The sequence below is a fragment of the Pseudooceanicola aestuarii genome (assembly GCF_010614805.1).
GTDB classification, from domain to species: Bacteria; Pseudomonadota; Alphaproteobacteria; order Rhodobacterales; family Rhodobacteraceae; genus Pseudooceanicola; species Pseudooceanicola aestuarii.
Window position 1 is genome coordinate 641,427 of sequence record NZ_JAAFZC010000002.1, and the last position, 13,548, is coordinate 654,974.

General features: G+C 66.5%; 12 protein-coding genes. All 12 read left to right on the plus strand.

Annotated elements, in window-relative coordinates; genetic code table 11:
- The first annotated feature begins 20 nt into the window (after positions 1 to 20).
- A complete protein-coding gene (locus G5A46_RS15900; RefSeq protein WP_163850954.1) occupies positions 21 to 1,904 on the plus strand; it encodes a monovalent cation:proton antiporter-2 (CPA2) family protein in 1,884 nt (627 codons plus the stop codon).
- A gap of 152 nt (positions 1,905 to 2,056) precedes the next feature.
- On the plus strand, positions 2,057 to 3,097 hold the full coding sequence (pyrC, locus tag G5A46_RS15905) for a dihydroorotase (protein ID WP_163851221.1): 1,041 nt from the start codon (positions 2,057 to 2,059) through the stop codon (positions 3,095 to 3,097).
- A gap of 46 nt (positions 3,098 to 3,143) precedes the next feature.
- A complete protein-coding gene (locus G5A46_RS15910) occupies positions 3,144 to 3,824 on the plus strand; it encodes an orotate phosphoribosyltransferase (RefSeq protein ID WP_163850956.1) in 681 nt (226 codons plus the stop codon).
- 561 nt (positions 3,825 to 4,385) lie between these two features.
- Complete coding sequence (locus tag G5A46_RS15915; RefSeq protein WP_163850958.1) at positions 4,386 to 5,870, plus strand: replicative DNA helicase; 1,485 nt, start codon at positions 4,386 to 4,388, stop codon at positions 5,868 to 5,870.
- 101 nt (positions 5,871 to 5,971) lie between these two features.
- Complete coding sequence (alr, locus tag G5A46_RS15920; protein WP_163850960.1) at positions 5,972 to 7,012, plus strand: alanine racemase; 1,041 nt, start codon at positions 5,972 to 5,974, stop codon at positions 7,010 to 7,012.
- Positions 7,012 to 7,797, plus strand: a complete 786-nt coding sequence (locus G5A46_RS15925) for an MlaE family ABC transporter permease (protein WP_163850962.1) — start codon at positions 7,012 to 7,014, stop codon at positions 7,795 to 7,797. The genes alr and G5A46_RS15925 overlap by 1 nt, the downstream gene beginning before the upstream one ends.
- Complete coding sequence (locus G5A46_RS15930; protein ID WP_163850964.1) at positions 7,794 to 8,540, plus strand: ABC transporter ATP-binding protein; 747 nt, start codon at positions 7,794 to 7,796, stop codon at positions 8,538 to 8,540. The genes G5A46_RS15925 and G5A46_RS15930 overlap by 4 nt, the downstream gene beginning before the upstream one ends.
- A gap of 28 nt (positions 8,541 to 8,568) precedes the next feature.
- A complete protein-coding gene (locus tag G5A46_RS15935) occupies positions 8,569 to 9,009 on the plus strand; it encodes a paraquat-inducible protein A (protein WP_239521044.1) in 441 nt (146 codons plus the stop codon).
- A gap of 117 nt (positions 9,010 to 9,126) precedes the next feature.
- A complete protein-coding gene (gene radA, locus G5A46_RS15940; protein WP_163850968.1) occupies positions 9,127 to 10,485 on the plus strand; it encodes a DNA repair protein RadA in 1,359 nt (452 codons plus the stop codon).
- Positions 10,486 to 10,511: 26 nt separating this feature from the next.
- Positions 10,512 to 11,078 (plus strand): CvpA family protein, encoded by a 567-nt coding sequence (locus G5A46_RS15945; RefSeq protein WP_163850970.1) that lies wholly within the window; start codon positions 10,512 to 10,514, stop codon positions 11,076 to 11,078.
- Between the two features lie 335 nt (positions 11,079 to 11,413).
- Positions 11,414 to 12,895 carry an amidophosphoribosyltransferase gene (purF, locus tag G5A46_RS15950; RefSeq protein ID WP_420821365.1) on the plus strand — a complete coding sequence of 494 codons (1,482 nt, stop codon included), beginning with the start codon at positions 11,414 to 11,416 and terminating at the stop codon, positions 12,893 to 12,895.
- 232 nt (positions 12,896 to 13,127) lie between these two features.
- The gene (locus G5A46_RS15955; protein WP_163850974.1) at positions 13,128 to 13,439 is read left to right on the plus strand and encodes an amidophosphoribosyltransferase; all 312 of its coding nucleotides are present in this window, start codon (positions 13,128 to 13,130) and stop codon (positions 13,437 to 13,439) included.
- Positions 13,440 to 13,548: the final 109 nt, after the last annotated feature.

Below are 13,548 nucleotides of genomic sequence, written 5' to 3' on the forward strand. Positions count from 1 at the left end.
AACAAACGACAGGAGCACGAATGGAAGGTTTCCTCTACCAAGCCTCGATCTACTTGGCCGCCGCGGTGATCGCGGTGCCCATCGCAGCCCGGCTGGGGCTGGGGTCCGTGCTGGGCTACCTGTCGGCGGGCATCCTGATCGGCCCGGTACTGGGCCTGGTGGGCAGCGAGACCCAGGATTTGCAGCATTTCGCGGAATTCGGCGTGGTGATGATGCTGTTCCTGATCGGGCTGGAGCTGGAGCCAAAGGCGCTGTGGGCGATGCGGCACCGTCTGCTGGGCCTGGGCGGGTTGCAGGTGCTGGGCACCATGGCGGCCGTCACAGCGGCGGCGATGGCGATGGGGCTGCAATGGTCCGAAGGGCTGGCGGTGGGGATGATATTCGCCCTGTCCTCCACCGCGATCGTGTTGCAGACCCTGTCGGAAAAGGGGTTGATGCAGACCGCCGGCGGGCGCTCCGCCTTTTCGGTGCTGCTGACGCAGGACATCGCGGTGATCCCGATGCTGGCGTTTCTGCCTCTGCTGGCGCTGCCGATCCTGCCGACGCTGAATGCCGACGGGTCCGTCACCTCGGCGGCGCAACATGCGGCGGAGGAGGCGGGGCATCATTCGATGTCGCTGGTGGATGGGCTGCCGGGCTGGGGCGTCACCCTGGTGACGCTGGGCGCGGTGGCAATGGTGATCCTGGCGGGGATGTACCTGATCCGCCCGGTATTCCGCTGGATCCACCAGGCGCGCCTGCGAGAGATGTACACCGCTCTGGCGCTGGCCATCGTGATCGGCATCGCCTTCCTGATGAACCTGGTGGGCCTGTCGCCCGCTCTTGGCACATTTCTCGCCGGGGTGCTGCTGGCCAACAGCGAATTCCGGCACGAGCTGGAAAGCGATATCGAGCCGTTCAAGGGGCTGTTGCTGGGGCTCTTCTTCATCACGGTCGGCGCGGGCATCAACTTTCCGCTGCTGTTCGGCGATCCGCTGACCATCCTGGGGTTGGCCCTGGGACTTATGGTGCTGAAAGGCGTGTTCCTGTTCGCCATCGGGCGGATCTTCCAGCTGCGGCACCGCAACCTGATGCTGTTCACCCTGTCGCTGGCGCAGGCCGGCGAATTCGGTTTCGTGCTGATCTCCTTTTCCCGGCAGCAGAACGTGCTGGAGGCCGTGCTGGCCGAACGGCTGCTGTTGGTGGTCGCCCTGACCATGCTGCTGACGCCGTTGTTCTTCATCCTGTACGACTGGCTGTCCAGCCGCATGTCCGACGGCGGCGAGGCGCAGGAACCCGACGAAATCGACGATGCCGGCCCGGTGATCATCGCCGGGATCGGACGGTTCGGGCAGATCGTGAACCGGCTGGTGCAATCCGTGGGCTTTCACACCGTGGTTCTGGATCACGACATGGAAACGGTGGAGCTGATGCGCCGTTTCGGCTTCAAGGGGTATTTCGGCGATCCCACCCGCCCCGATATCCTGCATGCGGCGGGCCTGCACCGGGCGCGCGTGCTGGTCGCGGCCATGGACAGCCCCGAATCGGTGACGCGGCTGGTGGCCTATGCCCGCAGCCAGCGCCCGGACCTGCACATCATCGCGCGCGCCTATGATCGCACCCATGTCTACAAGCTTTACCAGGCCGGGGCCGATGACATCGTACGGGAGACTTTCGACAGCTCTCTGCGGGCGGGGCGCTACGTGCTGGAGAATATCGGGCTGACGGAATACGAGGCTTCGGAGGCGGAAAAGACCTTCTTCCACCATGACCGGATGACCGTGCGGGAGCTGGCGGAATTGTGGGATCCCGAAATCCCGACGTCGCGCAATGTCGAATATATCGCCCGCGCGAAAGAGTTGGAAAAGGAATTGGAAACCGCCCTGCTGTCGCAACTGGCCAGCCGCGACGACGACGCGGCATAGGCCGGTTGGCTGGCGGTCGGCCGGAACCGTGACGGGCGCGGGGCATTCTGGTCCTCCGCCGCGCCGGATCGATCCCGATGTTTTGGACGTTCGTCCAACCGGGCCGCATCTTCGAACTGGAAAGCCTGCGCAGGGTGCGCTACTCGGCTGGCATGACCGACAGCCTCCTGATCCACCGCCCCGATGACTGGCACCTGCACCTGCGCGATGGCGCGATGCTGCGGGCCGTCCTGCCGGAAACCGCGCGCCATTTCGGCCGCGCCATCATCATGCCGAACCTGGTGCCGCCTGTCGTCACCTCGGCCGATGCCGGCGCCTATCGCGACCGTATCCTGGCCGCCCTGCCCGAGGGGGCGGAGTTCGATCCGCTGATGACCCTCTACCTGACCGAAGGGACCGATCCCGCCGATGTGGCCGCCGCCCATGCCTCGGGCCTTGTGAAGGCAGTGAAACTGTACCCGGCAGGCGCCACCACCAATTCGGACTCCGGCGTGCGCGACATCGACAAGGTCCGCCCGGTGCTGGAGGTGATGGCCGAGATCGGCCTGCCGCTGTGCACCCATGGCGAGGTCACCGACCCGGAGATCGACATCTTCGACCGGGAGGCCGTGTTCATCGACCGTGTGATGGACCCGTTGCGCCGCGCAGTGCCGGAATTGCGCGTGGTGATGGAGCATATCACCACCTCCGACGCGGTGGAATATGTGTCCTCTGCCAGCGCGGGGCTGGCCGCCACGATCACGACGCACCATCTGGTGATCAACCGCAATCACCTGTTGGTGGGGGGCATCCGGCCGCATTATTACTGCCTGCCCGTGGCCAAGCGCGAAACCCACCGCCTGGCGCTGCGCCGGGCCGCCACGTCCGGCGATCCGCGGTTCTTTCTGGGCACCGACAGCGCGCCGCACCCTGATCATGCCAAGGAAACCGGCTGCGGCTGCGCGGGCTGCTTCACCGCCACCAACACCATGTCGATCCTCGCCCATGTGTTCGAGGAAGACGGCGCGCTGGAGCGGTTGGAGGGATTCACCTCCCTCAACGGGCCGAATTTCTACCGCCTGCCCGTCAACCCCGGCACGCTTCACCTGGAAAAGCAGGCAGAGCCGATGAGTTACCCCGCCAAGATCGCCTGCGACGACGGCGATGTCACCGTCTTCGACCCCGGTTTCCCGCTGCATTGGCGCGTCATCTGACGCCATCTGATTTCGCCCGCCCCGACCCTGCCCGAAAGGTCCGCCCATGATCCCCGCATCCTTCCCTCCGCAAGACGAAATCGCGCGCCTGTCGGCCGCCATGCTGCTGGATATCGGCGCCGTCCATTTCAATGCGGAGGAACCGTTTACCCTGGCCTCCGGCCTGCCCTCGCCCACCTATATCGACTGCCGCAAGCTGATCTCCTATCCGCGCATCCGCTCTGCCCTGATGGATTTCATGGCCGTCACGGTAATGCGCAACGCGGGGCTGGAGGCATTCGACGTGATCGCGGGCGGCGAAACCGCCGGCATCCCCTTTGCCGCGCTGGTCGCCGAACGGATGGCTCTGCCCATGGCCTATGTCCGCAAGAAGCCCAAGGGCTACGGTCGTAACGCACGGATCGAAGGCGTGGTGAACGAGGGGGAGAACGTGCTGCTGGTGGAGGATCTGACCACCGACGGCGGGTCCAAGCTGTCCTTTGTCGATGCGATCCGGGAGGCCGGTGGCCAATGCGGTCATACGGCGGTGATCTTCTTCTATGACATCTTCCCTGACACGCGGAAAAACCTGGCCGAACACGGGATCGAACTGCATCACCTGTGCACCTGGTGGGACGTGCTGGCCGAGGCGCGGCGCCGCGACAGCTTTGCCGCCGAGACGCTGGAGGAGGTCGAGACCTTCCTCAAAGCGCCCCGCGCCTGGCAGGAGGCGCGGCAGCAGGGCTGATCCGCCCCCCTGCCGGTCGACCTGACCGTTCGCCCGACTTTTTCCGCCCGCCCATCCTCCCTGCCCCTTTCGCCCGCAGGTTCCGCCCGCAGGTTCCGCCCGCACGTCCCGGTTGCCGGCCACTGCGCGCGCACATCGGGGCGGGGCGCTGCGGGCCGGGCGCCGGCCGCTGCGGGCGCCGGTCGCGGCGGGCGGCGGGCACCTGTGGCGGAATGATGCCGCAGCCACGCCAAGGCACCGCAGGGCGCCCCCCAGATATTGACAGCCCCCGCCACAATCGCCCAACATTTACCCGATCGACTGTATCAACATCTTATCCACAGGGTTATACAGTTTGCCTTGGACCGCCGCGCTGACCTATGACAGATGCAGGGAGCGGTCGCCGGGACAAACACCGGCGCCGCGGGTGATGGTGATCCGAACTGCGGCCCTGCCGCCGTCCGGCGCGCTGTCCGGCAAACCCCTGATACAACCGCGACGCGCGCCATCTGGCGCACCAGGCAGGCGCGCGGCCTGCGGCACGCAGACATCTGCGCCCCATGTGGCGCGACGGAGACAGGCATGAACCAGGTTTTCAACCCGACCGGAACGGAGATCCAGCAGCCCGAGACGCTGCCCCATTCCATCGAGGCCGAACAGCAATTGCTGGGCGCGATCCTGACGAATAACGACGTCTACGACCGCATCGCCTCCATCATCAAGCCGCAGCATTTTCACGACCCGGTGCACCAGCGCATCTACGAGGTCGCCGCCGCCCGTATCGCGCGCAACAACCTGGCCTCCCCCGTCACGCTGAAGACCTTTCTTGAAGATGACGAGGGGCTGAAGGCCCTGGGCGGTCCGGCCTACCTGGCGCGGCTGGCGGGTGTCGCCGTGTCGTCCTTTGCCGTGCGTGAATACGCGCAGATGATCTACGACCTGGCCATTCGGCGAGAGCTGATCGGCCTGGGCCGCGATATCTCCGACCGCGCCGCCAAGGTCGACGTGGAAAGCGATCCGAAATCGCAGATCGTCGAGGCGGAGCAGAAGCTCTATGCCCTGTCCGAACAGGGCAAGGCCGAAAGCGGTTTTCAATCCTTCCTCAAGGCCGTGACCGACGCGGTGAAGGTGGCCGATGCCGCCTATCAGCGCGACGGCGGGCTGGCCGGACTGTCCACCGGGCTGGACGACATGGACAAGAAACTGGGCGGGCTGCACCGGTCGGACCTTCTGATCCTGGCCGGGCGTCCGTCGATGGGCAAGACCTCGCTGGCGACCAACATCGCCTTCAACGTGGCGAAATCCTATCGCCGGGGCAAATTGCACGATGGAACGGACGGGGCGGTGAATGGGGGCGTCGTCGGCTTCTACTCCCTGGAGATGAGCGCCGAACAACTGGCCGCGCGGGTCCTGTCGGAGGCCGCCGAAGTCCCCTCGGAGCAGATCCGCAAGGGCGACATGACAGAAGCGGAGTTCCGCCGCTTTGTCGAGGCGGCCAAGGCGCTGGAAAGCTGCCCGCTCTATATCGACGACACGCCGGCGCTGCCGATCTCCCAGCTGGCGGCGCGCGCCAGGCGGTTGAAGCGGACGCATGGGCTGGACCTTTTGATCATCGACTACCTGCAACTGGTCCGTCCCGCCACGGCCAGGGACAGCCGGGTGAACGAGGTCTCGGAAATCACTCAGGGTCTGAAGGCCATCGCCAAGGAACTGGACGTGCCGGTGATCGCCCTGTCGCAGCTGTCGCGGCAGGTCGAATCGCGGGAGGACAAGCGACCGCAGCTGTCGGATCTGCGAGAATCGGGTTCCATCGAACAGGACGCGGACGTGGTGATGTTCGTCTTCCGCGAGGAATATTACGTGGAACGGGAGAAACCCTCCGACGACCGGCTGGACGAGATTGCCGCCTGGCAGGAGCGGATGGACCGCCTGCATGGCAAGGCCGAGGTGATCATCGGCAAGCAGCGGCACGGTCCCATCGGCTCTGTCGATCTCAGCTTTGACGGGCAGTTCACGCGCTTTGGCAACTTGGCCAAGGCCTATCAGCAGGACCAGCGCGGGTATTGAGCGCGGATTTCAGGCCGGGTGACCCAGGGCGGAACCGCCGCGAACGGGGTGGAGAAACAATCACCCTTGCGTCCCCGCGCGACGCGCGACAAAAGCGGATCATGAGCACCGGACGTCTGACCATCGACCTAGATGCGCTGGCCGCCAATTGGCGCGCGCTTGATGCCGTTTCGGCCCCGACGGTGGAAACCGCCGCGGTGGTCAAGGCCAATGGCTACGGGCTGGGCATCGGCCCCGTGGCGCGCAAGCTGGCCGCCCAGGGCGTGCGCCGGTTCTTCGTCGCTGTCGCCGAAGAGGGCCAGATGCTGCGCCGTGCCCTGGGCGACGGCGTGGAAATCAACGTCTTCTCCGGCCACATGCCCGGCGACACCGAGATCCTGCGCCAGTTGAATCTGGTGCCCATGATCAATTCCATCGATCAGATGCTGGTCCATGCCGAAACTCTGCCCGGCCACCCCTTTGGCGTACAGCTGGACACCGGCATGAACCGGCTGGGGATGGAGCCGGGCGAATGGGCCGCGCTGCGCGACATCGCGCTGGACCTCGGCCCGACGCTGCTGATGTCGCATCTGGCCTGTGCCGACGATCCCGACCACCCGATGAACCGCCACCAGTTGCAGACCTTCCGGGAGATGACCGACGGGTTGGACGTGCCCCGGTCCCTGTCGGCGACGGGCGGCATCCTGCTGGGGCCGGAATTCCATTTTGAGGTGACGCGCCCGGGCATCGGCCTTTACGGCGCCCTCCCGTTCGAGGAGGCGCAGCCGGTCGCCTACCTGGACTTGCCGGTCATCCAGACCCGCGAGATCGCCGCCGGTGAGACGGTCGGCTACGGCAACAGCTGGACCGCGCCGCATCCCGCCACGATCGCCACGCTGTCGGGCGGTTATGCCGATGGAATTCACCGGATCATGGGCCCCAAAACCGCCTTTTTCGCCGGCGAGATCCCTTGCCCCGTGCGCGGCCGGATCTCCATGGATCTGATCGGTGTCGACGTCACCCACCTGGAGGACATCCCCGACACCCTGACCCTGCTGGGCCATCAGCAGGGCGTCGACCAGCTGGCCGACAATGCGGGCACCATCGGCTACGAGATCCTGACCAGCCTGGGCAACCGTTTTACCCGCAGGCAGATCGGATGATGGCCCTGCCGCTGCGGGCTCTGGGTGCGCTAGGGCGCATGGTGCTGGACGCGCTGGCCGGGATCGGGCGGCTGGGCCTCTATGGCGGATCGGTCGCCGGCCACGCGCTGCGCCCGCCGTTCTACGGCCGTGAATTGCTGGTGCAGATCTTCCAGATCGGCTGGCTGTCGCTGCCCGTCGTCGGGCTGACCGCGATCTTTACCGGCGGGGCGCTGGCCCTGCAGATCTACGCAGGCGGCGCGCGCTTCGACGCCGAGGCCGTCGTGCCGCAGATCGTCGCCATCGGCATCGTCCGAGAGCTGGGGCCGGTGCTGGCCGGGCTGATGATCGCGGCGCGCGTCACCTCTTCGATCGCGGCGGAAATCGCCACGATGAAGGTGACGGAACAGATCGACGCGCTGGTCACCCTGTCCACCCATCCGATGAAATACCTGACTGTGCCGCGTGTGCTGGCGGCCCTGCTGACCGTGCCGCTGCTGGTCGGCGTGGGGGACGTGATCGGCATCCTGGGCGGTTACGTCGTCTCGACACAGGTGCTGGATTTCAACCCGGCCACCTATATCCGCAACACCGCCGATTTTCTGGAGCCGCTGGATATCATCTCCTCCCTCGCCAAGGGCGCGGTGTTCGGCGTGATCGCGGCATTGATGGGCTGCCATCACGGGATGAATTCGGGTCGCGGCGCGCAGGGCGTGGGCCGGGCGACAAAGACCTCGGTCGAGGCCGCGTCGATCCTGATTCTGGCGGCGAACTTCATCCTGACAGGGGTGTTCTTCTCGGTATGATCCGTTTTGACGATGTGCATAAGGCCTTTGGCGCCAACCAGGTGCTGCGCGGCGTGAACCTGGAGGTTGCGCGCGGATCGTCCATGGTGATCATCGGCGGATCGGGCACCGGGAAATCCGTGGCGCTGAAATGCGTGTTGGGGCTGGTGACGCCGGACCGGGGGCAGATCCTGGTGGACGGCAAACCGGCGCTTGCGGGCGATCGCGACGCATTCCTGGCGCGGTTCGGGATGCTGTTTCAGGGCGCCGCGCTGTTCGACAGCCTGCCGGTCTGGCAGAATGTCGCCTTTCGCCTGCTGCGGGGCCGCCTGAAACGGCCCAAACCCGAGGCGCGGGAGATCGCCATAGAAAAGCTGCGCCGCGTCGGTCTGAAACCCGATGTCGCCGATCGCCTGCCGGCGGAATTGTCCGGCGGGATGCAGAAACGTGTTGGCCTGGCGCGGGCCATCTGCGCCGATCCCGAAGTCATCTTCTTTGACGAGCCGACCACCGGGCTGGACCCGATCATGTCCGGCGTCATCAACGCGCTGATCCGCGAGATCGTCACCGAAATGGGTGCCACCGCCCTGACCATCACCCATGACATGACCTCGGTCCGGGCCATCGCCGATCACGTTGCCATGCTGCATGACGGGCAGATCCGCTGGACCGGCCCGGTGGCGCGGATGGATACCTCGGGCGATGCCCATGTGGAACAATTCATCCACGGCCGGGCCGAGGGGCCGATTGCCGCTGTCCGCTGACCCCCGCCCCGCCGCCGGGGCAGGCGCGGTGCCGCGCTGGCTGATCTGGGCCAACCTGGCGCTTTTGCTGCTGTTTCCGCTGTCCTGGGCAGCACCCTTGATGCGCGCCGGGCTGCTGCCCCTGTTCGGATTGTCGGAGATCTCCGTCCTGTCTGGCATCGCCGCGCTCTGGGACGACGATCCGTTCCTGGCGGCGCTGGTCGCCCTGCTGGCATTGGTCGCGCCGATGGCCAAGACGGCGGCCCTGGCGGCGGTGCATCTGGGCCGGTTGCCGGCGCGCCACCTGGGGCTGCTGTCCGGGCTGGGGCGGCTGGCGATGGCCGATGTCTTCCTGGTCGCGGTCTATGTCACCCTGGCCAAGGGGCTGGGCGTGGGCCGGGTGGAAACCGCCTGGGGGCTCTACCTCTTTACCTTTTGCGTGCTGGCGGCGCTGGCCCTGTCACTGCTGACCAAGCGTCGTTTGGCCTGACCGCGCGCCGGGCCTGACCGCGCGCCGGGGTGGATGGCGCCGCCCCGATCGCAGAGGCCATGGGCATTCCGGGCAAAACGCTTTGACCCGCCCGCGCGCATTGGGCACAACCGCGTCATGGCGAAAAACTCCACCTTTGTCTGCGCGTCCTGCGGCGCCAGCTTCTCCAAATGGTCCGGCCGCTGCGAGGCCTGTGGCGAATGGAACTCCATCCACGAGGAGGCCCCCCTCTCTCCCACCCCCACCGGGTTGGGCGCGGCCAAGGGCCGGCGTCTGGCGCTGACGACGCTGGACCGGCAGGAAGCCCCGCCGCCACGCAATTCCAGCGGCATCGCGGAATTCGACCGGGTGTTGGGCGGCGGGCTGGTAGAGGCCTCCGCCATTCTGGTTGGCGGCGATCCGGGCATCGGCAAATCCACCCTGCTGTTGCAGGCCGCCGCCAGCTTTGCCCGGTCGGGGCTGAAGACCTACTATATCTCCGGCGAAGAGGCGGCGGCGCAGATCCGCATGCGCGCCACCCGGCTGGGATTGCAGGACAGCGCGGTGCAACTGGCCTCGGAAACCTCTCTGCGCGACATCCTGACGACGTTGGACGCCGACCGGCCCGATCTGGTGATCATCGATTCGATCCAGACCATGTGGTCGGACCGGGTGGACAGCGCCCCTGGCTCCGTCTCGCAGGTGCGCGCGGCGGCGCATGAGCTGACGGCCTTTGCCAAACGGTCGGGCTGCGCGGTGATCCTGGTGGGCCATGTGACCAAGGAGGGCCAGATCGCAGGCCCCCGCGTGGTGGAACACATGGTCGATACCGTCCTCTATTTCGAGGGCGAGCGCGGCCACCAGTTCCGCATCCTGCGCGCGGTCAAGAACCGGTTCGGCCCCGCGGACGAGATCGGCGTGTTCGAGATGACCGGCGCGGGGCTGAGCGAGGTCGGCAACCCTTCGGCCCTGTTCCTGGGCGAACGGGGCAAGCCGTCACCGGGATCGGTGGTTTTCGCCGGGATCGAGGGCACGCGCCCGGTGCTGGTGGAGGTCCAGGCCCTGGTGTCGCCCACCCCGCACAGCCAGGCGCGGCGCTCGGTCGTGGGTTGGGACGGTGGGCGGCTGGCGATGATCCTGGCGGTGCTCGAATCCCGCTGCGGCATCCCCTTCGCCGGGCTGGATGTCTACCTGAACGTCGCCGGCGGCATGAAGATTTCAGAACCGGCGGCGGATCTTGCCGTGGCCGCCGCACTTCTTTCCGCGCGCGAAGATGCCGCCCTGCCCCCGGAAACAGTTGTTTTCGGCGAGATTTCCCTGTCCGGAGCACTTCGTCCCGTCAGTCAGACGGAAAACAGGTTGAAAGAAGCCCGAAAACTTGGTTTCTCCTGCGCAATCGCTCCGGAAGGCGGAAAGCCGGGGCGCGTGGCCGATTTGAAGTTGACCCAGATGGGCGATCTGACCGGCTTCGTTGGTGAGACATTCGGCGCCGGCTGAGCGCATCAGAACAGGAAGCGGGCCCCATGGAAGGTTTCACCCTTATCGACGGCGTCGTTGCGGCGGTCATCGTGATCTCGGCCTTGCTGGCCTATTCCCGCGGCCTGGTCCGCGAAACGCTGGCCATCCTCGGCTGGGTGGTCGCGGCGGTGCTGGGTTTTGTCTTCGCGCCCCAGCTGCAACCGCTGGTCAAGGAAATCCCCGTGATCGGCGATTTCATCGCCGACAGCTGCGAATTGTCGATCATCACGTCCTTCGCCGTGGTCTTTGCGCTGGCGCTGCTGGTGACCTCGCTGTTCACCCCGCTGTTCTCCTCGGTCGTGCAACGCTCCGCCGTCGGCGGCGTCGACCAGGCCCTGGGCTTTCTCTTCGGCGTGGCGCGGGGCGTGCTGCTCGTGGTGATCGCCTTCTTCGTCTACAAGACCGTCGTCACCACCCAGCAGATCCCGATGGTCGAGGACAGCCGCTCCGCACGCGTCTTCGCCTCCATGACGGCCAAGATCGAAAGCAACGACCCGGAACGCGCACTTGGCTGGATCACCGCCCAATACGAAGACCTCGTCGGCGTCTGCGAGGCACCCTCCGGCAGCTGACCCGCCATCGCCCGACCCGTTTTCCAACGCCCGTCTGCCCCGCAGCCGGGCGTTTTGCCGTTCTTGCCCGCTTGGCCGCGCATTCCCTCTCTGGGCGACCGCACCCCCTTCGGGCCGAAATACCGCGGGGGAATGGCCCGGCCTGCCGGGCCAGGGGGCAGCGCCCCCTGTCGCGCCGCGCATGTCTCCGCGTGCCACCGGCAAACCGCCCAACCCGACCGCGACGGCGATCACGATTTGCCGTTTGTCCTCAGCCAATTGTTATCGTTCCGTGACACTCGGCCCCGGACCCCTTATGTGACCCGTATCGAGCCATGGATTCGGAGCCCTCCCTCTTGTCCCCCACCCTCGCCACCGAACCGCATTTCTACGCCCACCCCTTCGACGACGACAAATTGCATGAAGAATGCGGTGTTTTCGGCGTCATCGGCGTAACAGATGCCTCCAATTTCGTCGCCCTCGGCCTGCACGCGCTTCAGCATCGCGGACAGGAAGCGGGGGGAATTGTCTGTCACGACAAGGAGCACGGGTTCAATTCCGCCCGCCGCTTCGGCTATGTCCGCGACAATTTCACGTCGCAGGACGTGATGCAGACCCTCCCCGGGCCGCTGGCCATCGGCCACGTCCGATATTCCACCGCCGGATCCAAGGGCCAGACCGCCATCCGGGACGTTCAGCCGTTCTTCGGCGAATTTTCCCATGGCGGCGCGGCCATTGCCCATAACGGCAACATCACCAATGCCGAGGCCCTGCGCCGCGACCTGATCGAACGCGGATCGATCTTTCAAAGCTCCTCCGATTCGGAATGCATCATCCACCTGATGGCGCGGTCCATGCAGCGTTCGATCCCCGAACGCATGGAGGAAGCCCTGCGCCGGGTCGAAGGCGCCTTCTCCGTCGTCGCGATGACCCGGTCCAAGCTGATCGGCGTGCGCGACCCGCTGGGCGTGCGTCCGCTGGTGCTGGGCCGTGTCGCAGACGGCTGGTGCCTGAGTTCGGAGACCTGCGCGCTGGACATCATCGGCGCCGAATTCGTCCGCGAGATCGAGCCGGGCGAGATGGTCGTGATCACCGACAAGGGCGTCGAAAGCCTGCGTCCCTTCCGGCAGAAGCCCTCGAAGTTCTGCATCTTCGAACATGTTTATTTCTCCCGCCCCGATTCGATTCTCGGCGGGCGCTCTGTCTACGAAAGTCGCCGCCAGATCGGCGTCGAACTCGCGCGGGAGGCCCCGGTGGAGGCCGATCTGGTCTGCCCCGTGCCTGACAGCGGCACCCCGGCGGCGATCGGGTTCAGCCAGGAATCGGGCATTCCCTACGCCATGGGCATCACCCGCAACCAATACATGGGCCGGACCTTCATCGAACCGACAGAGCAGATCCGCAACATGGGTGTCCGGCTGAAGCTGAACGTGAACCGCGCCCTGATCAGGGGCAAACGCGTGATCCTGGTCGACGACAGCGTCGTGCGCGGCACCACCTCCCGCAAGATCAAGGAGATGATCCTGGATGCCGGCGCGGCGGAGGTGCATTTCCGCATCGCCTCCCCGCCCACGGCCTGGCCCTGTTTCTACGGCGTCGATACCCCACAACGGGAAAAGCTGCTCGCCGCCACCATGTCGGAGGAGGAGATGCGCGATCACCTCAATGTCGACAGCCTGAAGTTCATCACCCTCGACGGGCTCTACCGGGCTGTCGGCGCCGAAGAAGGCCGGAACAACGCCTGCCCGCAATATTGCGACGCCTGTTTCTCGGGCGAATACCCGGTCGCGCCTTCGGACATGATCGCCAAGGGGTTCGAGCTGAAGGCCGCCGAATAGGCGCCCCGGATCGGACAGACGCACAATCGGATATCGGGGCGGTCCATGGGCCGCCCCGTTTCGTTTGCCACGCTCCCTTTGCCTCCGCCTCGCCCTGCCATCGGCGGGTTTCCGCACCGCAGCACGGCCGATCAGCGCCGCCCCGCCAAGGGCGCGGGGCTGCGGATACATCCGCTTTCCCGCAGGCACCGCAACGCATAGCAGGCAGGCTGATCCCAAGCTGGAGCCCCCGATGGTTGACCGTTCCCTTCGCCCGCAGACCCGCCCCGCCGACCTGGACACCGCCCCCCGGGCCGCACCCGCCCAGGGCCATGCCGCCGCACGGGCCACCGCCACCGTGGGCCTCGCCGATGGAGAGCCGGTGCTGCTGGGCACCTTTGGCCCCGACCGGGCGCGCGGCGCGCTGTTGCGGGTGAACCGGGGCCGCACGCTCAAGGTCAAGGTCGGCGATCAGGTCTCCGGCGGCCAGGTGGTGGCAATTGGCGACGGCACCATGGTGCTGGCCCGTGGTGGCCAGGCCCAGCGGCTGAACATCCCCGGCTGACCGCCGCCGCCGCCCGGCCCCTGCGACGCGACACCGGCACCTGCCCCCCCAACCCGGGCGCGCCCCTGCCCCCTTCGGGCGGCAAATACCGGCCGCGCAGCGTTGGCGC

Excerpts from the sequence above, each read along its gene's own strand:
- G5A46_RS15900 (WP_163850954.1), top strand. The coding sequence starts at position 21 with ATGGAAGGTTTCCTCTACCAAGCCTCGATCTACTTGGCCGCCGCGGTG.
- pyrC (WP_163851221.1), top strand. The coding sequence starts at position 2,057 with ATGACCGACAGCCTCCTGATCCACCGCCCCGATGACTGGCACCTGCAC.
- G5A46_RS15910 (WP_163850956.1), top strand. The coding sequence starts at position 3,144 with ATGATCCCCGCATCCTTCCCTCCGCAAGACGAAATCGCGCGCCTGTCG.
- G5A46_RS15915 (WP_163850958.1), top strand. The coding sequence starts at position 4,386 with ATGAACCAGGTTTTCAACCCGACCGGAACGGAGATCCAGCAGCCCGAG.
- alr (WP_163850960.1), top strand. The coding sequence starts at position 5,972 with ATGAGCACCGGACGTCTGACCATCGACCTAGATGCGCTGGCCGCCAAT.
- G5A46_RS15925 (WP_163850962.1), top strand. The coding sequence starts at position 7,012 with ATGGCCCTGCCGCTGCGGGCTCTGGGTGCGCTAGGGCGCATGGTGCTG.
- G5A46_RS15930 (WP_163850964.1), top strand. The coding sequence starts at position 7,794 with ATGATCCGTTTTGACGATGTGCATAAGGCCTTTGGCGCCAACCAGGTG.
- radA (WP_163850968.1), top strand. The coding sequence starts at position 9,127 with ATGGCGAAAAACTCCACCTTTGTCTGCGCGTCCTGCGGCGCCAGCTTC.
- G5A46_RS15945 (WP_163850970.1), top strand. The coding sequence starts at position 10,512 with ATGGAAGGTTTCACCCTTATCGACGGCGTCGTTGCGGCGGTCATCGTG.
- G5A46_RS15955 (WP_163850974.1), top strand. The coding sequence starts at position 13,128 with ATGGTTGACCGTTCCCTTCGCCCGCAGACCCGCCCCGCCGACCTGGAC.